General features: G+C 31.3%; 20 protein-coding genes and 1 pseudogene. 13 read left to right on the top strand and 8 right to left on the bottom strand.

Annotated features, from left to right (window positions below):
- The first annotated feature begins 5 nt into the window (after positions 1-5).
- Positions 6-932, top strand: a complete 927-nt coding sequence (locus KCTC32516_RS03485; RefSeq protein WP_301401970.1) for a PfkB family carbohydrate kinase — start codon at positions 6-8, stop codon at positions 930-932.
- Between the two features lie 70 nt (positions 933-1,002).
- Entirely contained in the window at positions 1,003-2,901 is a 1,899-nt protein-coding gene (locus KCTC32516_RS03480) for an amidophosphoribosyltransferase (protein WP_301401968.1), read from the top strand.
- A gap of 105 nt (positions 2,902-3,006) precedes the next feature.
- On the opposite strand, the gene KCTC32516_RS03475 is transcribed toward KCTC32516_RS03480, so the two are convergent.
- Together KCTC32516_RS03475 and fbp are read right to left on the bottom strand one after the other, a co-directional pair.
- Positions 3,007-3,615 carry a superoxide dismutase gene (locus KCTC32516_RS03475; RefSeq protein WP_301401966.1) on the bottom strand — a complete coding sequence of 203 codons (609 nt, stop codon included), beginning with the start codon at positions 3,613-3,615 and terminating at the stop codon, positions 3,007-3,009.
- A gap of 143 nt (positions 3,616-3,758) precedes the next feature.
- The gene (gene fbp / locus KCTC32516_RS03470) at positions 3,759-4,781 is read right to left on the bottom strand and encodes a class 1 fructose-bisphosphatase (protein ID WP_301401964.1); all 1,023 of its coding nucleotides are present in this window, start codon (positions 4,779-4,781) and stop codon (positions 3,759-3,761) included.
- A gap of 61 nt (positions 4,782-4,842) precedes the next feature.
- On the opposite strand from fbp, the gene KCTC32516_RS03465 reads away from it, so the two are divergent.
- The 3 genes from KCTC32516_RS03465 to KCTC32516_RS03455 are packed head-to-tail and all read left to right on the top strand — an operon-like array spanning position 4,843 to position 8,452.
- Positions 4,843-5,322 (top strand): GNAT family N-acetyltransferase, encoded by a 480-nt coding sequence (locus KCTC32516_RS03465; RefSeq protein WP_301401961.1) that lies wholly within the window; start codon positions 4,843-4,845, stop codon positions 5,320-5,322.
- On the top strand, positions 5,322-6,587 hold the full coding sequence (locus KCTC32516_RS03460; RefSeq protein WP_301401959.1) for an aspartate kinase: 1,266 nt from the start codon (positions 5,322-5,324) through the stop codon (positions 6,585-6,587). Before KCTC32516_RS03465 ends, KCTC32516_RS03460 begins: the two co-directional genes overlap by 1 nt.
- 41 nt (positions 6,588-6,628) lie before the next feature.
- Positions 6,629-8,452, top strand: a complete 1,824-nt coding sequence (locus KCTC32516_RS03455; protein ID WP_301401957.1) for a GNAT family N-acyltransferase — start codon at positions 6,629-6,631, stop codon at positions 8,450-8,452.
- 71 nt (positions 8,453-8,523) lie between these two features.
- On the opposite strand, the gene KCTC32516_RS03450 is transcribed toward KCTC32516_RS03455, so the two are convergent.
- From KCTC32516_RS03450 to panB, 4 genes and pseudogenes are all read right to left on the bottom strand, one after another.
- Complete coding sequence (locus tag KCTC32516_RS03450; RefSeq protein WP_301401956.1) at positions 8,524-8,805, bottom strand: TM2 domain-containing protein; 282 nt, start codon at positions 8,803-8,805, stop codon at positions 8,524-8,526.
- A gap of 105 nt (positions 8,806-8,910) precedes the next feature.
- A pseudogene (locus KCTC32516_RS03445) lies at positions 8,911-9,230 on the bottom strand (VOC family protein); the annotation flags it as partial.
- 12 nt (positions 9,231-9,242) lie between these two features.
- Positions 9,243-10,223 carry a 2-hydroxyacid dehydrogenase gene (locus KCTC32516_RS03440; RefSeq protein WP_301401954.1) on the bottom strand — a complete coding sequence of 327 codons (981 nt, stop codon included), beginning with the start codon at positions 10,221-10,223 and terminating at the stop codon, positions 9,243-9,245.
- A 2-nt stretch (positions 10,224-10,225) separates the two neighbouring features.
- On the bottom strand, positions 10,226-11,044 hold the full coding sequence (gene panB / locus KCTC32516_RS03435; RefSeq protein ID WP_301401953.1) for a 3-methyl-2-oxobutanoate hydroxymethyltransferase: 819 nt from the start codon (positions 11,042-11,044) through the stop codon (positions 10,226-10,228).
- A gap of 146 nt (positions 11,045-11,190) precedes the next feature.
- Between panB and KCTC32516_RS03430 the strand changes: the two genes are divergently transcribed.
- The 4 genes from KCTC32516_RS03430 (at position 11,191) to KCTC32516_RS03415 (ending at position 13,219) form a co-directional block, all read left to right on the top strand.
- Positions 11,191-11,670 carry a nuclear transport factor 2 family protein gene (locus tag KCTC32516_RS03430; RefSeq protein ID WP_301401951.1) on the top strand — a complete coding sequence of 160 codons (480 nt, stop codon included), beginning with the start codon at positions 11,191-11,193 and terminating at the stop codon, positions 11,668-11,670.
- 61 nt (positions 11,671-11,731) lie between these two features.
- Entirely contained in the window at positions 11,732-12,304 is a 573-nt protein-coding gene (locus KCTC32516_RS03425) for a sigma-70 family RNA polymerase sigma factor (RefSeq protein ID WP_301401950.1), read from the top strand.
- 7 nt (positions 12,305-12,311) lie between these two features.
- On the top strand, positions 12,312-12,572 hold the full coding sequence (locus tag KCTC32516_RS03420) for a hypothetical protein (protein ID WP_301401948.1): 261 nt from the start codon (positions 12,312-12,314) through the stop codon (positions 12,570-12,572).
- Positions 12,573-12,577: 5 nt separating this feature from the next.
- Positions 12,578-13,219 carry an O-methyltransferase gene (locus KCTC32516_RS03415; RefSeq protein WP_301401947.1) on the top strand — a complete coding sequence of 214 codons (642 nt, stop codon included), beginning with the start codon at positions 12,578-12,580 and terminating at the stop codon, positions 13,217-13,219.
- A gap of 3 nt (positions 13,220-13,222) precedes the next feature.
- On the opposite strand, the gene KCTC32516_RS03410 is transcribed toward KCTC32516_RS03415, so the two are convergent.
- On the bottom strand, positions 13,223-13,495 hold the full coding sequence (locus tag KCTC32516_RS03410) for a Sec-independent protein translocase subunit TatA/TatB (RefSeq protein WP_301401945.1): 273 nt from the start codon (positions 13,493-13,495) through the stop codon (positions 13,223-13,225).
- Between the two features lie 84 nt (positions 13,496-13,579).
- On the opposite strand from KCTC32516_RS03410, the gene KCTC32516_RS03405 reads away from it, so the two are divergent.
- Positions 13,580-14,845 (top strand): D-alanyl-D-alanine carboxypeptidase, encoded by a 1,266-nt coding sequence (locus KCTC32516_RS03405; protein ID WP_301401943.1) that lies wholly within the window; start codon positions 13,580-13,582, stop codon positions 14,843-14,845.
- A gap of 155 nt (positions 14,846-15,000) precedes the next feature.
- Here the strand turns inward: KCTC32516_RS03405 and mutS are convergent, their stop codons facing one another.
- The gene (gene mutS / locus KCTC32516_RS03400; protein ID WP_301401941.1) at positions 15,001-17,610 is read right to left on the bottom strand and encodes a DNA mismatch repair protein MutS; all 2,610 of its coding nucleotides are present in this window, start codon (positions 17,608-17,610) and stop codon (positions 15,001-15,003) included.
- Positions 17,611-17,722: 112 nt separating this feature from the next.
- Here mutS and KCTC32516_RS03395 point away from each other — a divergent pair, with 112 nt between their 5' ends.
- From KCTC32516_RS03395 to KCTC32516_RS03385, 3 genes are all read left to right on the top strand, one after another.
- On the top strand, positions 17,723-18,250 hold the full coding sequence (locus tag KCTC32516_RS03395) for an RNA methyltransferase (RefSeq protein ID WP_301401940.1): 528 nt from the start codon (positions 17,723-17,725) through the stop codon (positions 18,248-18,250).
- Between the two features lie 246 nt (positions 18,251-18,496).
- The gene (locus tag KCTC32516_RS03390; protein WP_301401938.1) at positions 18,497-20,464 is read left to right on the top strand and encodes a tetratricopeptide repeat-containing sensor histidine kinase; all 1,968 of its coding nucleotides are present in this window, start codon (positions 18,497-18,499) and stop codon (positions 20,462-20,464) included.
- The gene (locus tag KCTC32516_RS03385) at positions 20,457-21,122 is read left to right on the top strand and encodes a response regulator (protein WP_301401936.1); all 666 of its coding nucleotides are present in this window, start codon (positions 20,457-20,459) and stop codon (positions 21,120-21,122) included. Before KCTC32516_RS03390 ends, KCTC32516_RS03385 begins: the two co-directional genes overlap by 8 nt.
- The last annotated feature ends 187 nt before the right edge of the window (positions 21,123-21,309 follow it).

Genomic DNA, 21,309 nt, shown 5'->3' with positions numbered 1-21,309 from the left:
AAGAGATGAGTAAATTATTAGCAGTTGGTACCGTTGCATTTGACGCGATTGAAACACCGTTTGGAAAAACAGATAAAATTTTAGGAGGTTCAGGAACTTTTGTTGGATTGGCAGCAAGTCAATTTGGTGTAGAAACAGGTATTGTTTCTGTCGTTGGAGGAGATTTTCCGCAATCGTATTTAGAGATGATGAACTCTAAAGGAATCAATACCGACGGAATTGAAATTATAAAAGAAGGGAAAACATTTTTCTGGAGTGGAAAATATCATAATGATATGAACTCTAGAGATACTTTGATTACAGAGTTAAACGTTTTAGAACATTTTTCTCCGGTAGTTCCAGAAAACTTTAAAGATGCAGAAATTGTAATGTTAGGAAACTTACATCCGTTAACACAAGCATCCGTTTTAGATCAAATGGCTGTAAAACCAAAATTAGTTGTGTTAGATACAATGAATTTTTGGATGGATATTGCTTTAAATGATTTACACGAAGTAATTAAAAGAATTGATGTAATTACAATTAATGATGAAGAAGCGCGTCAGTTAAGTGGAGAATATTCGTTGGTAAATGCGGCGAAGAAAATCCACGAAATGGGACCAAAATATGTAGTGATTAAAAAAGGAGAACACGGCGCTTTATTATTTAATGAAGGCAATATGTTCTTTGCACCAGCTTTACCATTGGCAGAAGTTTTTGATCCGACAGGAGCAGGAGATACTTTTGCAGGAGGTTTTTGTGGATTTTTAGCAAAAACAGAAGACATTTCTTTTGATAACATGAAGAACGCCATTATTTACGGCTCTAATTTGGCATCGTTCTGTGTAGAAAAATTTGGCACACAGCGAATGGAAGAACTAACAAAAGAAGAAGTAACAGAACGCTTAGAAGCGTTTAAGCAACTAACACAATTTGATATTGAAATATCATAAATATAAAATCCGCGCTTTTTGCTGCGGATTTTTTTTTAGAACAAAACAACACTAAATAACTAAAAAACAAATGAGTGACGCTTTAAAACACGAATGTGGAATTGCAATGGTTCGATTATTAAAACCATTACAATATTATAAAGACAAATACGGAACGGCTTTTTACGGAATAAATAAAATGTATTTGTTAATGGAAAAGCAGCACAATCGTGGTCAAGACGGAGCTGGTTTTGCAAGTGTAAAATTTAATGTAAATCCTGGAACGCGATTTATAAGCAGAATTCGATCAAATGAATCGCAACCCATTCAAGATATTTTTGCGCAAATTAATAATCGTTTAAATACAGTTTTAGAAAAAAACCCAGATAAAAAAAATGATGTTGCTTGGCAAGAAGAAAACATGCCGTATGTGGGCAATTTGTTTTTAGGACACGTTCGGTATGGAACTTTTGGTAAAAATAGTATCGAAAGTGTACATCCTTTTTTGCGTCAAAGCAATTGGAAACACCAAAATTTAATTGTTGCGGGGAATTTTAACATGACAAATTCTAATCAATTGTTAGAAGAGTTAGTAGAATTAGGTCAGCATCCAAAAGAATTTACAGATACAGTAACTGTAATGGAAAAAATTGGACACTTTTTAGAAGAAGAAGTCGCTAGTTTGTATTTAAAAGCAAAAGAAAAAGGATATACTAAAAAAGACGCTTCTCCTTTTATAGAAGAATATTTAGATTTACAAAATGTATTGCAACGTTCTTCAAAAAATTGGGATGGCGGTTATGCAATGGCTGGCTTATTAGGTCATGGAGATGCATTTGTTTTAAGAGATCCATCAGGAATTAGACCAACATATTTTTATCAAGATGATGAAGTTGTCGTTGTTGCATCAGAAAGACCTGTAATTCAAACCGTTTTTAATGTTGATATTGATAAAGTTCAGGAATTAGAAAGAGGACATGCATTAATTATTAAGAAAGATGGAACGATTGATGTAAAATCGATCTTAGAACAAAAACCAAAAAAAGCGTGTTCTTTTGAGCGTATTTATTTTTCTAGAGGAAGTGATGCGTCTATTTATGAGGAGCGTAAAAATTTAGGAAAATTAGTATTTCCTCAAATATTAGAATCGATTGACAACGATATTACAAACTCCGTTTTTTCTTACATACCAAACACAGCAGAAACGTCTTTTTATGGAATGATAGAAGCTGCTGAAGATGTTTTAAATCAACAAAAAACAACAAAAATTTTAGCTGGAGGCACAAAATTGTCTGCAGAAAAGGTTACAGAAATATTATCTGAAAGACCACGTTTTGAAAAAATTGCCATAAAAGATGCAAAATTAAGAACCTTTATTGCAGATGATAATAGTAGAGACGATTTAGTTGCGCATGTGTACGATGTAACTTACGGCGTTGTAAAACCTACAGATAATTTGGTAATTATTGATGATAGTATTGTTCGTGGAACAACGTTAAAGAAAAGTATTATTAAAATTTTAGACCGATTAAATCCTAAAAAAATAGTAGTTGTTTCTTCTGCACCACAAATTCGCTATCCAGATTGTTACGGAATAGATATGGCAAGAATTAATGATTTTATTGCTTTTAAAGCAGCTTTAGAACTGTTAAAAGACACCCATCAATACCATATTGTAGATGAGGTTTATGCAAAGTCTATTGCGCAAAGAGGAAAGCCAGATGCTGAAATAGTGAATTTTGTAAAAGAAATTTATGCTCCTTTTACGAGAGAAGAAATTTCTGAGAAAATCGCACAAATGCTAAAAACAGAGGACATCAATGCAGAAGTGGAAGTAATTTATCAATCGGTAGAAAACCTACACATTGCCTGTCCAGATAATTTAGGAGACTGGTATTTTACTGGAGATTATCCTACAGACGGTGGACACAGAGTTGTAAACGAAGCGTTTATCAACTTTTATGAAGGAAACGATAAAAGAGCGTATTAAAAGACAAAAAAACACAAACAAAAAAGCATCCAAAAATTTGGATGCTTTTTTAATTTATAAAACTCATTTTAAAAGATGAGTGAAGTACTTAAAACAACTGTGTTGTTATTTTGCAGCTGCATATCTTTTAGCAACTTCGTTCCAGTTTATTACATTAAAAAATGCGTTGATATAATCTGGTCTTCTGTTTTGGTAGTTTAAATAATAGGCGTGTTCCCAAACATCTAATCCTAAAATAGGAGTTCCTCCGCAGCCTGTATTTGGCATTAAAGAATTGTCTTGATTTGGTGTAGAACAAACAGAAACTTTTCCGCCTTTATGCACACATAACCAAGCCCAACCAGAACCAAATTGTGTTGCTGCAGCTTTAGAAAAAGCATCTTTAAAAGCATTAACAGAGCCAAATTCTGCTTCAATAGCAGCTTTTAATTCTCCAGATAACTCTCCTTTATTCGTTGGATTCATTACTGACCAAAATAAAGAATGATTGAAAAAACCGCCACCATTATTTCTAACAGCTTTGTTGTTCATGTCTAAATTCCCTAAAATATCTTCAATAGAATTTCCTTCTAAACTTGTTCCTGCAATTGCATTGTTTAAGTTGTTTGTATATCCGTTGTGATGTTTGCTATGGTGAATTTCCATAGTTCTAGCATCAATATGTGGTTCTAACGCATCATAAGCGTATCCTAATTCTGGTAATTGAAAAGCCATAATTATTTGTTTTTAAATGATTAAAATTATTATTTATTTGCTAAATGCTGATGTTTTGCCTTCACAAATTTAACTGAAAAAGGGATGGGAAACAACTCATTTAAGTTTTGATTTTTTATAGAAGTATCAATAAAACTGATAGATTAATAATTAGCATCCTCAGGATATTTCGTCATAAATTCTTCTGCTTTTTCTACCATTTTTGTACATCCGCAGAAAAACGGAACACGTTGATGCAATTCTGTGGGTTCTAAATCTAAAATCCGTTGATAACCATCAGAAGCTTTCCCGTTTGCTTGTTCAGCTAAAAAAGCCATCGGATTGCATTCGTATAACAAACGCAATTTTCCTTTTGGACCAATTTTACTTGTTGGGTATAAATAGATTCCGCCTTTGATCATATTTCTATGAAAATCTGAAACTAAAGAGCCAATATATCTTGAAGTATAAGGACGATTTTCATCTTCTTCTTGACAATATTTTAAATATTCTTTAACGCCTTTCGGAAAGTGCACATAATTTCCTTCGTTTATAGAATAAATTTGTCCTACTTCTGGAAATGTAATGTTAGGGTGCGATAAATAAAAGGTTCCTATTGCCGGATTTAAGGTAAATCCGTTTACGCCTTTTCCTGTTGTAAAAACGATGATTGTAGAGGTTCCGTAAGCAACATAACCAGCGGCAACTTGTTCACTTCCTTTTTGTAAAAAATCTTCTTTAGTAACAGGAGTTCCGGTTGGAGAAATTCTTCTGTAAATAGAAAAAATGGTTCCAACAGAAATATTTACATCAATGTTAGATGAACCATCTAAAGGATCCATCAATAACACATATTTGTTTTCATTTGCCTTGTTTCTTCCTTCTACAACCACAAAATCATCTTCTTCTTCACTTGCAATTCCGCAAACAATTTCTCTGTTGATAATGGTTTGTTTAAACAAATCATTTGCTAAAACATCAAGTTTTTGTTGTGCTTCTCCTTGAATATTTATATCACCAGCAGCACCAATAATATCAACCAAACCAGCTTTTCTGATTTCGTGATTTACCACTTTTGCAGCCAATCTTATGGAGTTTATGATTCTAGATAATTCACCTGAAGAGTATTTAAAATGCATTTGATTCTCGATGATAAATTCTCCGAGAGTTCTGTGAGCTTGATTCATGTCAATTAATTGTAAATGGTTTACAAATATCGTTTAAATTTGCGTTACTTAAATATATATTATGAGTTTTATCATTAGAAAAGGGCAAAAAGAAGACATGAAAAATGTGATGCGGTTAATTAAAGAACTTGCCGAGTTTGAAAAATTACCAAACGAAGTAGAAATCACAGAAACAGATTTAATTAAAGACGGGTTTTCAGAGTCTCCAAAGTTTATGACGTTTATCGCCGAAGAAAACAATGAAATTATTGGAACAGCGTTGTTCTATGAAAGATATTCTACATGGAAAGGACGCGTAATTCATTTAGAAGATTTAATTGTTACCGAGCAAAAAAGAGGATTTGGAGTAGGCATCGCTTTGTACACAGCTATTTTAAAATTCGCTTACGATTTAGGTGCAAAAAGAGTTGTTTGGGATGTATTGAGTTGGAACAAAAATGCCATTGATTTTTACAAAAGTACAGGGGCAACAGTTTTAGATGATTGGCAAGTTGTGCACATGAGAGAAGAAGCATTAAAAAAGTTTATAGAAAAAAAGTAATGAGAATCTTCAAGTTTGGTGGTGCTTCTATAAAAAATGTAACAGGTGTTAAAAATTTAGTTCGTGTGTTAGAACACGAAGGAACTAAAGACACCTTTGTTGTAGTTTCTGCAATGGGAAAAATGACAAATGCTTTCGAAAAAGTGGTTACTGCTTATTTAAATAACACCAAAGAATTAAAAAATTCAATTGACGAAATTCAATATTTTCATCAAGAAATTTTACATAATTTATTTGAAAACCAGCATCCAGTTCATCAAGAAATAACTGATTTATTCGGAAAGTTACAAGGATTTTTAATTCATAATTCTACTAAAGAATACAGTTTTGTGTATGATCAAATTGTTTGTTTTGGAGAATTAATAGCGACGAAAATAGTGAGCGCTTTTTTAAATGAATCTGGCATTAAAAATACTTGGTTTGATAGTAGAGAAATTATTAAATCAGATTCTAATTTTAGAAATGCCGCTGTAAATTGGGATGAAACGCTCTTCAATTGTCAGAAACTAAATCAACAAGAATTATACATTACACAAGGATTTATTGGTCAAGATTTAAAAGGAAACACCACCACTTTAGGAAGAGAAGGGTCTGATTTTACAGCAGGGATTTTAGCCTATTGTTTAGATGCAGAAAGTGTAACTATCTGGAAAGATGTTGATGGTATTTTAAATGCAGATCCAAGAGTTTTTGAAAAAACAATTTTACTGAAACAAATTTCGTATCAAGAAGCAATTGAAATGGCTTTTTATGGCGCATCTGTAATTCACCCAAAAACTATAAAACCTTTAGAAAATAAAAGAATTCCATTATATGTTCGTTCGTTTAAAAATTTAAAAAATTTAGGAACAAAAGTTGGTAAAGACGTTCAATTAGTGCCAAAAACGAGTTGTTTTATTGTAAAGAAAAATCAAATATTGGTGTCAATTTCAGCAAAAGATTTTTCTTTTATGGTTGAAAAAAACCTGAGTTATATTTTTGATTTATTAGATCAATATAAAATAAAAGTAAATTTAATCCAGAATTCGGCAATTAGTTTTTCTGTATGTATTGAGGACAATTATTCTAATTTTACAACTTTTTATAACGAGTTACAACCAAATTTTATAGTAAAGTTTAACGAAAATGTTACCCTTTTTACCATTAGGCATTTTGACTCAAAAACGATAAAAGAAATTGAGAAAAAAGGAACTGTAATTTTAAAACAAATTAGCAGAGAAACAGTTCAGCTAATTATTGATGAAAAAAATAATTATGTCAACTAACATTTTTACAGTAAGTTTGTGGTTATGTCAATTTTTAACGAATGAGCCTAGTAACATCTAAAGAAATTGCTGACGTTTTAGGAATGTCTAAATACGGGTTTTTAGGAACTTTTGTTGGATGGTTGTTGATGAGGATTTTAAGCATTTCTGCAATTAATAGAATTTACAACAAACACAAACACAAAAAGGATTTAGACTTTTTAAACGGAATTTTAGGAGATTTTCAAATTGAGTTTGAAATTCCTGAAAAAGACTTAAAAAGAATCCCGAAAGAAGGGCCTTTTATTACGGTTTCAAATCATCCTTTAGGAGGGATTGACGGAATTTTATTATTAAAATTATTGCTTCAAGAGCGACCAGATTTTAAAATAATTGCGAACTTTTTATTGCATAGAATTGAGCCGTTAAAACCTTTTGTAATGCCAGTTAATCCTTTTGAAACACATAAGGATGCAAAATCTAGTATTGCAGGAATAAAAAGCGCATTGTTGCATTTAAGAAATGGAAATTCGTTAGGGATTTTCCCAGCAGGAGAAGTTTCTACATACAGAGATGGTAAATTAATGGTTGATAAACCTTGGGAAGAAGGCGCTGTTAGATTGATAAAAAAAGCACAAGTTCCTGTTATTCCAATTTATTTTCATGCTAAAAACAGTAAAATGTTTTATGTGTTGTCTAAAATTAGTGACACGTTTAGAACGGCAAAATTACCATCAGAATTACTGTCTCAAAAACGTAGAGTTATTAAGGTTAGAATAGGAAAACCTATATCGGTAAAAGATCAAGATTCTTATGAAGATATTGCTTCGTTCTCTGAATTTATAAGAAAGAAAACGTATATGTTGGCAAATCCATTTGAGAAAAAACCATCAAAAATTCTTTCTGCACAGAACTTAAAAATACCAAAATCACCAAAAGAAATTATATCACAAAAAAATGTTAGATATTTTATCAGAGAAGTAGAAAAACTTAGAGAGAATGATAAAAGATTGCTAGAAAGTAAAAATTATGAAGTGTTTTTTGCAAATTCAAAAGAGATTCCAAATGTATTACAAGAAATAGGTAGGTTAAGAGAAATTACTTTTAGAGATGTTGGCGAAGGAACCAATAAATCAATCGATTTAGATAAGTTCGATAAATATTATCACCATTTAATATTATGGGATAGAGAAGCAAATATGCTTGTTGGAGCTTACAGAATGGGGCTAGGGAAAGATATTTATAAAAAACATGGAATTGCAGGTTTTTATATTCATACTTTATTTCGTTTTGAGCCAGAATTGTATTCTATGATGGAAAACACTATAGAAATGGGACGCGCTTTTATTGTAAAAGAATATCAGCAAAAACCAATGCCACTATTTTTATTATGGAAAGGAATTGTTCATGTTACACTTCGTTATCCTGAATACAAATATTTAATGGGCGGGGTTAGTATTAGCAACCAGTTTTCTGAATTTTCTAAATCGTTAATGATAGAGTTTATGAAATCTCATTATTACGATCCATACATTGCTCAATATATATTTCCGAAGAAAGAATTTAAGGTAAAATTAAAAGACGATGATAAAGATTTTGTATTTGACGCCACAAAGGCAGACATGCAAAAATTTGATAAAATTATTGATGAAATTGAGCCAGGAGCATTAAGAATTCCGGTTTTAATAAAAAAATATGTCAAACAAAATGCACGCTTAGTTGCATTTAACGTTGATCCAAAGTTTAATAATGCTATAGATGGGTTAATGTATATCAGAGTTGCAGATTTACCAGAAAGTACCGTAAAACCAGTTATGGAAGAATTCCAAGCAGAACTAGAGCGTAAAGCAACAGAACTTCAAGAGCAGCAAAAGGCAAAGATTTAATACTATTTTTTTTACAATTTAAGTAGTACTATATATCTATGTATGCGTTTTTTATGAATTTTAAAAGTGATTTAAAACCAACCTTTTTTGTTTTCTTGATAAACTTGAATAAATTCTTCATCAGATTTTGTTAGGTAAATAATGCCCTCAATTAAACCAATTAACCCCATAAAGTAAGCTCCAATACCACAAGTAACCACAGACAACAATAACATAACGATGCCTTCTGTTGTGTATCCTAAAATAAATTTATGTATTCCAAGAGCACCTAATATAATTCCTAAAATTCCACTAATCACTCTTTTGCTTTCATGTTTCTGAATTGGATTTCCGTTTTTGTCAAGTATTTCCATTGTTAATTCTTTTGTTTTTAATTGGTTGATATTATAAAACTAGAAAAAAGCAGCATCTTTTGGTTCCCAAAGGGCAATTTTATTTCCGTCTAAATCTACAATTCAACCAAATTTACCGTAGTCATATTCTTCAATTTTTTCAATAACAGTAACACCGTCTTTTTATAATTCTTCTAACAACTCAACTAAATTTTCGACTCTATAATTAAACAAAAAGTCTTTTTTTGAAGGTTCAAAATACGTGGTGTCTTTTGCAAACGGACTCCATTGAGTAGAACATTTATTTCCTTTTTCATCTTTTGTCCAGAAAGTACAACCCCAATCGTCTGTGTTAAAACCTAAATGATTTTTATACCAATCTTTAGTCGATTTTGGATCTTCAGTTTTAAAAACAATCCGCCAATTCCAGTGACTCTTTTTTTCATAATAGAGTATTTTTAGTGAAACTTCTGTTTGATTTTGTCTACAATAGTTTGTGCTAATTTTTGATTACTTTCAACCGTCCAACCAGCAATATGCGGCGTTAACAATACGTTTTTAGACTGAATTAAATAGTTGAAAGCTTTTGGCATCTCGATAGAGCTTGTCTTGAGCGAAGTCGAAAGGCTGGATATGACATTGTTTTTGAATAAATTCTCAAACGATGCTTTTTCGTATTCCAACACATCCAACCCTGCGCCTAAAATTTTTTCTGATTTTAAAGCTTCAACCAAATCTTTGGTCACAACCGATTTTCCTCTTGCGGTATTGATCAACCAAAAGGGTTTTTTAAATTGATTGATAAAATCAGTGTGTATCATATTAGTAGTCAAATTTGTTTGTGGCGTGTGTAAACTCAACACATCCGCTTTTTCTTGGATTTCTTCAAGTGAAACTTGTGTGCAATTTTCGTCACCAACATTTGGTTTGATGTCATAGCATAAAACTTTTACATCAAAGCCTCTTAGTTTTTTTGCAAAAGATTTCCCCATATTTCCATACCCAATCAAACCAATCGTTTTTCCGTCTAATTCAATTCCGCGATTATCTTCTCGCAACCATTTTCCGTTTCTAACTTCGGTATCGGCTTTGTTTAATTTGTTGAATAAAGAAAGTAACATTCCTAAAGCATGTTCTCCAACAGCATTCCTGTTTCCTTCTGGAGCAGAAATTAAATGGATGTTTTTTTGTTGTGCATATTCACAATCAATATTTTCTAATCCCGCACCAACGCGTCCAATAAATTTTAAGTTGGTAGCTTTGTCTAAAAAAAATTTGTCAATAGAAAATCTACTTCTGATGATAATTCCGTCATACAAATGAATTTTAGCTTCTATTTCATCTTTTGAAGACGAATAATCTTCATCGTTTGTAAAACCTAACTCGTTCAGTTGGTTTAACAATAATGGATGATTAGAATCTAAATGTAGAATTTTCATTTTTAATATTGCTCACTTTCATTTGGGAAATCTCTACTTTTAACATCCGCATTGTATTGTTGAAAAGCAGAAGTCATTCCATCGTATAAATCAGAATATCTACGTAAAAAACGAGGATTAAATTCGTGTGTCATTCCCAACATATCGTGTGTAACTAATACCTGGCCGTCAACTCCGCCACCAGCGCCAATGCCAATTACAGGAATTGAAATGCTTTCAGCAACTTTTTGTGCCAAAGCAGCAGGAACTTTCTCTAAAACAATTGCAAAACAACCAATTCGTTCTAACAACATTGCGTCTTCTAATAATTTTTCTGCTTCTTCTTCCTCTTTTGCTCTAACAGTATACGTTCCGAATTTATAAATAGATTGCGGTGTTAAACCCAAATGTCCCATTACAGGAATTCCAGCATTTAATATTCTTTTAATCGATTCTTTTACTTCTTTTCCGCCTTCTAATTTTACTGAATGTCCGCCTGATTCTTTCATAATTCTGATGGCAGAACGCAAGGCTTCTTTTGGATCGGATTGATAACTACCAAAAGGCAAATCTACCACTACCAAACTACGCTCAATTCCTCGAACAACAGAACTTGCATGATAAATCATTTGATCTAAAGTAATTGGCAACGTAGTTTCATGACCAGCCATTACATTAGAGGCAGAATCGCCAACTAAAATGACATCAATTCCGGCGCCATCAACAATTTTTGCCATGGTATAATCGTAGGCAGTTAACATTGATATTTTTTGACCATTAGCTTTCATATCTACTAATGATTTTGTGGTAACTCTTTTATATTGTTTTTTTGCAACAGACATATTCTATAGTTTTAACTGTGGTAAAAATACACATTTATTTTGTTTGGATTTTCTTTTTAGAGCAGTTCATCTGTGGTGCATTTTTTAAAAAGTATTTTTTATACCTTGGCAAATGAATCGTTTTACTTAATCTAATCAATCTAAAAATGAAAAAATCAATCACACTTTTACTTTTAGTAACGCTTACATTTTCTTTAAATGCTCAAAAAAGAGGAGAAAAAAAAGCAGTTAGAGTTGCAGTACAAAATTTTTTTAAAGGATTTCATAAAGGAGATACTTTACTTTTAAAGAAAACTATTAGTAAAGACATTATAGCACAAACAACTTTTACAAATCAAAAAGGAATTAATGAGCTAAAATCTACACCAAAAGCGTATGAAACTTTAATAAATTTTGCTAAAAGCGTAAAACCAACAGATACTTATGATGAAAAAATACTTTCTTACACCATTCATGTTGATGGAAATTTAGCTTCCGTTTGGACGCTTTACGAGTTTTATAACAACGAAAAATTCAGTCATTGTGGTGTAAATTCATTTCAATTATTTAACAATAATGGCAATTGGGAAATTATATATTTGGTAGATACACGAAGAAAAAACGATTGTAAAGCGCCGCAAAAATAGACATCATTTAAAAACAATTCTTTTAGTTTAAATTGAATATCTTTGATTTTCAGAAATAAGAATGACAGAAAATACGACAAAACACACTTTAGATCCAAATACATGGATTGATAAATACGCAGATTATTTATTTAATTATGCAGTTGTTCGTGTAAATGATAGTGACATCGCGAAAGATTTAGTGCAAGAAACTTTTTTTGCAGGATTAAAATCCGCCAAAAATTTTGAAGGAAAAGCGGCAGAAAGAACTTGGTTGGTCGCAATTTTGAAACGGAAAGTAATAGATTATTATCGTAAGATAAATTCTAAAAAAGGAAAGGCCGAAGTTAGAATGAATTTTTACGAAGACAGCGATAATGAAGGTCGTTGGATTGAAGAACGTGTTCCTCAAACTTGGGGAAATGATGCCGATAAAATGATTGAAACAGCAGAATTAAAATCTGCAATAGATCAGTGTATCGATAATTTACCAGAAAAATACGCGCTCGTTTTTAGAATGAAAACGATTCAAGAATTTGAAACAGAAGAAATCTGTAAGGAGTTAAATATAACTGCGTCAAATCTTTGGGTTATCATTCATAGAGCAAGAACACAGCTTAGAAAATGTATGGAAGATAACTGGTTTAATAGTTAATAATAGCATGGCAAAATTTATAATAACCTGTGATGAAGCAACAACCATTTGCGACAAAAGTCAATATGGAGAAGCAACACTTTTTGAAAAAATTAAGTTAAACGCACATTTTATTTTATGTAAAATATGCGGATTGTATTCTAAACAAAATACTAAAATGACCGAGATTTACAAGATGAAAGCACATGATTGTAAAAATGAACAACATTGTTTATCTTCAGAAGAAAAAGAGCATTTAAAAAAGGAACTTCAAGAATCAGAAGCATAAAAAACATGCATTTTTTACCCGAAAAAATAGATGATTATGTTGTAAAACATTCTCAAAAAGAACCACAAATTTTAAAGGAATTATCTAAAGAAACTTGGCAAAAAGTATTGAATCCTAGAATGTTAAGTGGTGCTTTTCAAGGAAGAATTTTATCGATGATTTCTAAATTAATTCGACCTAAAAGGGTTTTAGAAATAGGAACGTATACAGGTTATTCTGCATTGAGTATTGCCGAAGGTTTGCATCCTGATGGGAAAATTTTTACGATTGATAAAAACGAAGAATTGTGTAGTTTGCAAGAAAAATATTTTCAAAAATCGGGTTTTAAAAACCAGATTAAACAATTTGTTGGCAATGCGTTGGAAATCATTCCAACAATTGATGAGAAATTCGATTTGGTTTTTATTGATGCAGATAAATCAAATTACATCAACTATTTTCATTTGATTATTGATAAAATGAATGCTGGCGGAATTATTTTATCTGACAATGTACTTTGGAGCGGAAAAGTGGTAGAAAAATTAGATCCAAAAGATTTAGACACAAAAGTCTTGTTGGAATATAATTTGTTATTGAATTCTGACGAAAGATTAGAAACCGTTTTGTTGCCAATAAGAGACGGATTGACAATAAGTAGAGTGAAATAAAAATTACCTATTTCGTTTTATTGGCCCCGTAATATCGTCTTTTACTTTGTTAATTTCTTCAGTTATTTCTTTTGTGATGCTAGTGTCAATTCCTTGTTTTTCAGCAGTTTCGTTGATTTCTCTTTTGATGTCGTTTGTAGCATCTTTTAACTGACGCATCCCTTTACCCAAACCACGAGCAATTTCTGGAATCTTATCGGCACCAAATAGCATAACTACGATTAAACCAATAACCATAATTTCTGGACCTCCTATAAATAAAAAAATTGTATTCATATCAGATGCAAAGTTAACTATTTCTGTTATTAGATTCTAAAAATAATTGTAATTTAGAATCGCTAATCAAAATGTTTATCAATAATGTTTAAAAAAGGACTCTTCAGCCTTCTAATCATCGCTTTTTTTGCCAATTGTAAAACAGCAAAATTAAAAAGAACTATTTCTAAAAAAGTAACTACTTCCTTTTATGAAAATCAGTTTACGGGTATTTACATTTTTGATGTAAAAGCAAATAAAGAAGTGTATAATTACAATGGAGAAAAGTATTTTACACCAGCTAGTAATATAAAAATATTTACCCTATTTACGGGTTTAACCATGTTACCAGATTCAATTCCGGCTTTTAAATACGCAGTAAATAAAGACACCATTACCATCCAAGGAACTGGAGATCCCACTTTTTTACACAATTATTTTAAAGACAGTACCGCTTTAAAAATGATTGACAACTACGCAAAAGCCAATATCATTATTAATAATAGTACTGATAAGCGTTTTGGTCCAGGTTGGGCTTGGGAAGATTTCGATTCGTATTTTAGTGCAGAACGAAGCGCTTTTCCGATGTACGGAAATGTTATTACCATTCAGAATGAAGATTCTATAATTGTGCAACCCGCTTTTTATCAATCTAAAATAAAAATAACGAAAGATTTTTACGGAAGAGATGAATACAAAAACAATTTTTACTTTAGAAAAGACCAAAAAATGGAAACTGAAATTCCGATGTTAATTGATTCTACATTGATTGCTACCTTATGGAATGTAATTGCGCCGAATAAAGTTTCCATCATTAAATCATCAGCATTAAAACCTTCAACAATTGCGTATAGCGTTTCTTCGGATAGTTTGTACCGACGCATGATGGAAGTGAGCGACAACTTTTTAGCCGAACAAATTTTAGTCTTGGCATCGTCAACGTTGTCGGACACCTTAAGTTCTAAAAAAGTGAGAAAATACATGTTAGAAAATGCATTGAAAGATTTAAAACAACAACCTCGTTGGGTAGACGGTTCTGGGTTGAGTAGATACAATTTATGTACGCCCATTTCTTTTGTAGAAGTGTTAACCAAGTTGTATAAAACGATTCCGCAAAACCGTTTGTTTCATTTATTTCCTGTTGGAGGAGAATTCGGAACGATAAAAGATTGGTATGCGGGTACAGACAAACCCTATGTATTTGCTAAAACAGGAACAGTTGGAAATAATTACAACGTAAGTGGTTATTTACTCACAAACTCAGGAAAAGTGTTGATTTTTAGTTTTATGAACAATCATTTTAAGAAAACAAATGATGAAATTAGAACTCAAATGCAAACTACTTTTGAATGGTTGCGGGATTATTATTAATTTTACTTAGCTCAATAATAAAATTATGATTAAAGAGCTCAAACTTCCCTTCATCTCTCTTTTGCTAACTATTTATTACTTTAGGGTACTTAAAAACGAAGAGAAATCTAAATAATATGACGCAACTGCGTTTATGAAAAATAGCTTTAGGAATCTTATTTCTTCACCAACATTCGTTTAATCTCATTCAACTTCATCAAGGCTTCAATCGGAGTTAACGTATCAATATTGGTTGATAAAATTTCTTCTTTGATGTTTTCTAACAAAGGATCATCAAGTTGAAAAAAGCTCAATTGCATTTCTTCGTGTTGCACCGTTTTTAAAGTTTCCTTTACCTCTTTATTTGAATGATTTTTCTCTAACTGTTCTAATATTTTATTTGCTCTATGAATTACCTGCGTTGGCATTCCGGCCAATTTAGCTACATGAATTCCGAAACTATGATTAGAACCACCAGCAACCAATTTACGTAAGAAAATAATGGTGTCTTTGAGTTCTTTTACAGAAACATTAAAGTTTTTAACACGACTAAAAGTTTCTGTCATGTCATTCAATTCGTGATAATGTGTCGCAAATAATGTTTTTGCTTGTGATGGATGTTCGTGCAAATATTCTGCAATTGCCCACGCAATTGAAATTCCGTCGTAGGTAGAAGTTCCGCGTCCAATTTCATCTAACAACACCAAACTACGTTCAGAAATATTGTTTAGAATCGATGCGGTTTCGTTCATTTCTACCATAAACGTAGATTCGCCCATCGAAATATTATCGCTTGCGCCAACACGCGTAAAAATTTTATCAACAACACCAATTCTTGCATTTTGTGCAGGAACATAACTTCCCATTTGTGCTAGTAAAACAATCAAAGCAGTTTGACGTAAAATAGCTGATTTACCAGACATATTTGGCCCGGTAATCATAATAATTTGCTGTTGATTTCTATTCAGAACTACATCATTAGCAATATATTCTTCGCCAATTGGCAATTGTTTTTCTATGACTGGATGACGACCGTTTTTAATTTCTAAATCGGTACTTTCATCTAAAATCGGACGCACATAATTATTGTCAATCGCAGTTTTTGCAAAAGACAATAAGCAATCTAATTTTGCAATTCCGTTGGCATTTTGCTGAATCGGTTGTACAAAATTGATAATATATTGAATCAGTTTAGCAAATATTTCTTGTTCTAAAGTTTGAATTTTTTCTTCTGCTCCTAAAATTTTAGTTTCGTATTCTTTTAATTCCTCGGTAATATAACGCTCGGCATTTACCAAAGTTTGTTTACGAATCCATTCTTCAGGAACTTTATCTTTATGTGTATTCCGAACTTCGATATAATATCCGAAAACATTATTAAAAGCAATTTTTAAACTTGTAATTCCTGTTTGCTCTGTTTCACGAGCCAACATATTGTCTAAATATTCTTTTCCAGAAGTAGAAATGGCACGCAAATCATCCAACTCTTGTGAAACTCCGTTTGCAATAGCATTTCCTTTGTTGATATTTACAGGAGCATCATCAAAGATTGTTTCAGAAATTTTTGCAATCAATTCTGAACAATTGTTTAGTGATTTTCCGATTTGTTTTACGGATGCATTGGTGCTTTTTTCAGCAGCAACTTTAATTGGAATAATCGCTTGTAAAGAATTTTTTAAGTACACAACTTCTCTTGGCGATGCTTTACCAGTTGCTACTTTAGAAATCAACCGTTCAATATCACTTATTTGTTTGATTTGATAGGTAACGGTTTCAAAGAAATCATCAGAATTAATCAAATAATTTACGGTTTCATGTCGCTGTTGAATTTCTTTTATATTCTTTAAAGGCAATGCCAGCCAACGTTTTAATAAGCGTCCGCCCATCGGAGAAATAGTTGCATCAATAATATCTAAAAGTGTCACAGAATTATTAGAAGTTCCGTGATACAATTCTAAATTTCTGACCGTAAATCTGTCCATCCAAACATAATTATCTTCTGCAATTCTTGAGATGTTTTGGATGTGCGATAACTGTTTGTGCTGTGTTTCTGATAAATAAAACAATACCGCTCCGGCGGCGATAATTCCGCTAGATAATTCTTGAATTCCGAAACCTTTTAAACTTTTTACTTTGAAATGATTTTGCAAAGTTTCTTGGGCATATTCTGTTTGAAAAACCCAATCATCTAAGTAAAATGTATAAAAACGATCCTCAAAGAGTTCAAGAAATTGTTGCTTGTGTCTTTTTTCAACCAAAACTTCACTCGGACTAAAATTTTGTAATAATTTATCAATGTATTCTTCATTTCCTTGTGCTACTAAATATTCTCCAGTAGAAACATCTAAAAATGAAACTCCAAGTTGTTTCTTGTCAAAATGAACCGCCGCTAAAAAGTTATTTGTTTTGGTATTTAAAACTTCATCATTCAAAGCAACACCCGGCGTAACTAATTCTGTAACTCCACGTTTTACAATGGTTTTGGTCATTTTTGGATCTTCTAATTGATCACAAATGGCCACTCGCATTCCAGCTTTTACCAACTTTGGTAAATAGGTGTTTATCGAATGATGTGGAAAACCAGCCAAGGCAGTTTCGGTTTCACTTCCTGCGCCACGTTTTGTTAGCGTAATTCCTAAAACACGTGCGGCTTTTTTTGCATCTTCACCAAAGGTTTCATAAAAATCGCCCACTCTAAACAACAACATAGCATCAGGATATTTCACCTTGATGGCATTGTATTGTTTCATTAATGGAGTTACCTTTTTTGTGGTTGCTTTTGCCAAGTCTTTCGGAATTTTTAAATTAGTTTTGCGAAGTTACAAAAAGTAGGCAGTAATCAATATTCGGGAAACAGTTTTTTACTGCCAACTGTTACTGCTAACTGAAAACTGAATTATGAGAAAACTAAAAAATAGCGAATTAGGTAGAATCTCCGTGGATGAGTTTAAAGAAGTTGCAAAAACGCCTTTAATTGTAGTGCTAGATAATATTAGAAGTTTAAACAATGTGGGTGCTGTTTTTAGAACTTCGGATGCTTTTTTGATTGAAAAAATTTATCTCTGCGGAATTACCGCAACTCCGCCAAATAAAGAAATTCATAAAACCGCATTGGGCGCAACAGAATCTGTTGCGTGGGAATATGTAAAAGATACGTTGACGCTTATTCAAAAATTAAAGGATTCAAAGATTAAAATAGTATCTATAGAACAAGCAGAAAATAGTACAATGTTGAACGAATTTATTCCAGAGAAAAATCAGAAATATGCCGTTGTTATGGGAAATGAAGTAAAAGGGGTACAACAAGATGTAGTTTCAGCTTCTGATTTTTGTGTTGAAATTCCGCAATTAGGCACAAAACACTCGCTAAATATTTCTGTAAGTTGTGGTGTTGTTTTGTGGGATTTATATAATAAGATGAAATAATTTTTGAGTTTTAAAAGGAATACAATATATTTATAGAGTATTGTTATTCCCTCTATGCAGTTTTTGTTTAACTTAAAGAGTCTTAAAATGAAAAAAGATGTGTACTTGAAAAATGAAATTTTAAAGCTTCAACCACTAGGTGATGAAGCAGTTAGTTCTGGAGATGGAGATGAGTCTAATGGGAGTGGTGAAGGAGGATAGCTGTAGCTAAAAACAAGGTCTAAATGATTTAAGGCATTTTGCTTTATGAACTTTAAAACCCCAATATGTATCATATCCCTTTTTTGTTGTGTAATTGTTTTTTCACAACAAAAAGAAATGCTGCAAAAAAAAGATTCAATCCATTATTTTTTAGAGAACGCCAAAGGTAAAAACCAGCTGAAAGATTTAAAAAAAGCAGTTGTTTTATCCGAAGAACTAGAAATAGACTCTTTAATTATGATTTCTAATGTAGCGTTAGGATTACAAAGCTATTTTAAAAATAAAACAGAAGGATTAGATGTTGCTCAACACAATTTATACAAATTATATTTAAAATCTAAAGATTCTTTTGCTTTGGCAAAAGCGTATCATTATAAAGCATTAATACATCTTCTAAATTTTAAAAAAGACAGTTCGTTATACTATTATATAGAGTCAAAAAATATTTCTGCAAAGATTAAAGATTCTTTAGAGGTGGGAAGACGTTTGTTAAGCATGTCTAATATACAACGAGACGGAAAAGATTATTTAGGGTCAGAATTATCAGCAGTAGAAGGCTTACAATATTTAGAGCCAATTAAAGATTATAAATACACGGGTTATTTGATTAATTGCCTTGGATTGTCTGCGTTTAGAACAAAAAAATATAATGAGGCTAGAAAATATTTTAATATCTATTTTAAATTAAGTCAAAAAAATCCAGATAAATCAAAAAGATATTTTGGGCTTTTTAACTTTTATAATAACTCAGCATTGTCATATGTTAAAGAAAAAAACGATGACAAAGGAATTGAGTTTTTTAAAAAAGCATTAAAAATGAATAGTTTGGAGATCAAACATCCAGATCTTTATGCAAAAGCTTTAGATAATTTATCAAACGCTTATTTATCAAAAGGGGAATTATCAACTGTTTTAGATCAATTAAAAGCGGCTAATAAGATTAAAACTAGAATCAAAGATATTAGCGGACTCGCCTCAAATCATCATCATTATTTTTTATATTATTCTCAAATTAACAATCCCAAGAAGGCTTTGTATCATGCAAACAAAGCATTGAGGTACGCAAAGCAATCTAAATTTACAAGAAGAGAAATAAGCATACTTTTAAGTCTTGCAAATTCAAAATTTATTAAACCTAAAGAGGCCAATATTTATTTACATAGCTATATAAAACTTAATGATAGTATTTTAGAATATGAAAAAACGCTGAAAAATCAATTTGCTAAAATACGCTACGAAACAGGTAAAAAAGAGAAGGAAAATTTTGAGTTAAAAGTAGAAAATGATAAAAAACAATTAGAGATTGAGCAAGAAAAACAACAAAAAATTATTAGTTTTTTATTGTCAATAGGAAGTTTACTTCTTTTAGCATTTAGTTTTTTGATTTTTAAGAACAGAAGAAAAAAAGTAGCTTTTGAAACTCAATTGCAAAAAGCAGAAGTTAGAGAGCACGAGCGACAACAAATTGCCAAATCTTTACATGATGAAGTTGCAGGAGATTTAAGAATGTTGCATCAACAATTAGAGCAAACAAAACAGATTGACGTTGCAAACAAATTAGATAAAGTTAAAAATAATGTTCGTAATTTGTCTCATCAATTAAGTAGTGTACATTTTAATGAGGTTATTTTTAAGGATCAAATGATTAATTTAATTAGCGATTATTTTTCTTTAGAATGTAAAATTACAATTCGCGGATTAAAAGAAAACGACTGGACATCGATTGCAAATCCGATTAAAAGAACCTTGTATTTAAGTGCTAGAGAAAGTTTGCAAAATGCAAAGAAATATGCAAAAGCAATACAGATAAAGATTGAATTAAAGCAGGATAAAAACAATGTCTATTTAACAATTGAAGACAATGGAGTTGGCTTTAATTTTGCTAAAAAAGCAAACGGAATTGGGTTAAAAAATCAAAGAGAAAGAATTGAAGAATTAAACGGAAACATAGAAATTATAAGCGTTATAAATAAAGGAACCACTATTAAAATTGAAACCCCCATTCATGTCTAAAAACTTAAAAATTTTAATAGTTGATGATCATCAATTAATTATTGACGGAATTATTTCATCTCTAAAAGAAATTGGAGATTATGAGATTTCATCAACAACAAATTGCGATGCTGCATTCGCAAAACTAAAACAAGAACCATTTGATATTCTTTTTACTGATTTAAGTTTTGATAATGATACGGTTTCTGCAAAACTAAATGGAGGAGAAGATTTAATTAAAGCAATACAGAAAGAAGAAATTCCTGTAAAAATAGGCGTTATTACTGCTCATTCTGAAATCAATCGAATTTTTAATGTAATTCAGAATTTAAAACCTTTAGCGTATTTATTAAAAACAAAATGTGGTGCAACTGAGCTAAATTTTGCCATTCAAAAAATGATGTCTAATGATTTTTATTATACGCACGAAGTACATCAAAAAATGATTCGTAGAGCCAGTATAAACATCCAAATGGATGAAGTTGCCATTCAAATTTTAAAAGAATTACCAAATCAATCTAAGATTAGTAATTTAGAAGGCATCATTAAAAAAGAAGACGGAACAATTTTAAAACTGCGTTCTATAGAAAGTAAATTGGCAAATTTACGGATAGACTTAAATGCAGTAAACAACACAGATTTAATCTTAAAAGCAAAAGAATTAGGAATTATTGATTGATTTTTTGCGGAAAATCACATTTTCACTTGCGGTTTTATACAGATACACTTTGGTAATAGTATATATCTTTGGTAGTGTATAAAAGAAATTCCAAAATCTATACGATGTGGGAATTGCTATTTAGTTTGTTTTTTTAGGGAAGCAAACGAGAAAAAGAAGATAAAAAGCTTTTGATTGAAAAATCAGA

It is taken from the genome of Polaribacter huanghezhanensis, assembly GCF_030444335.1.
GTDB classification, from domain to species: domain Bacteria; phylum Bacteroidota; class Bacteroidia; order Flavobacteriales; family Flavobacteriaceae; genus Polaribacter; species Polaribacter huanghezhanensis.
This window is presented reverse-complemented; position numbering and strand designations above follow the sequence as displayed.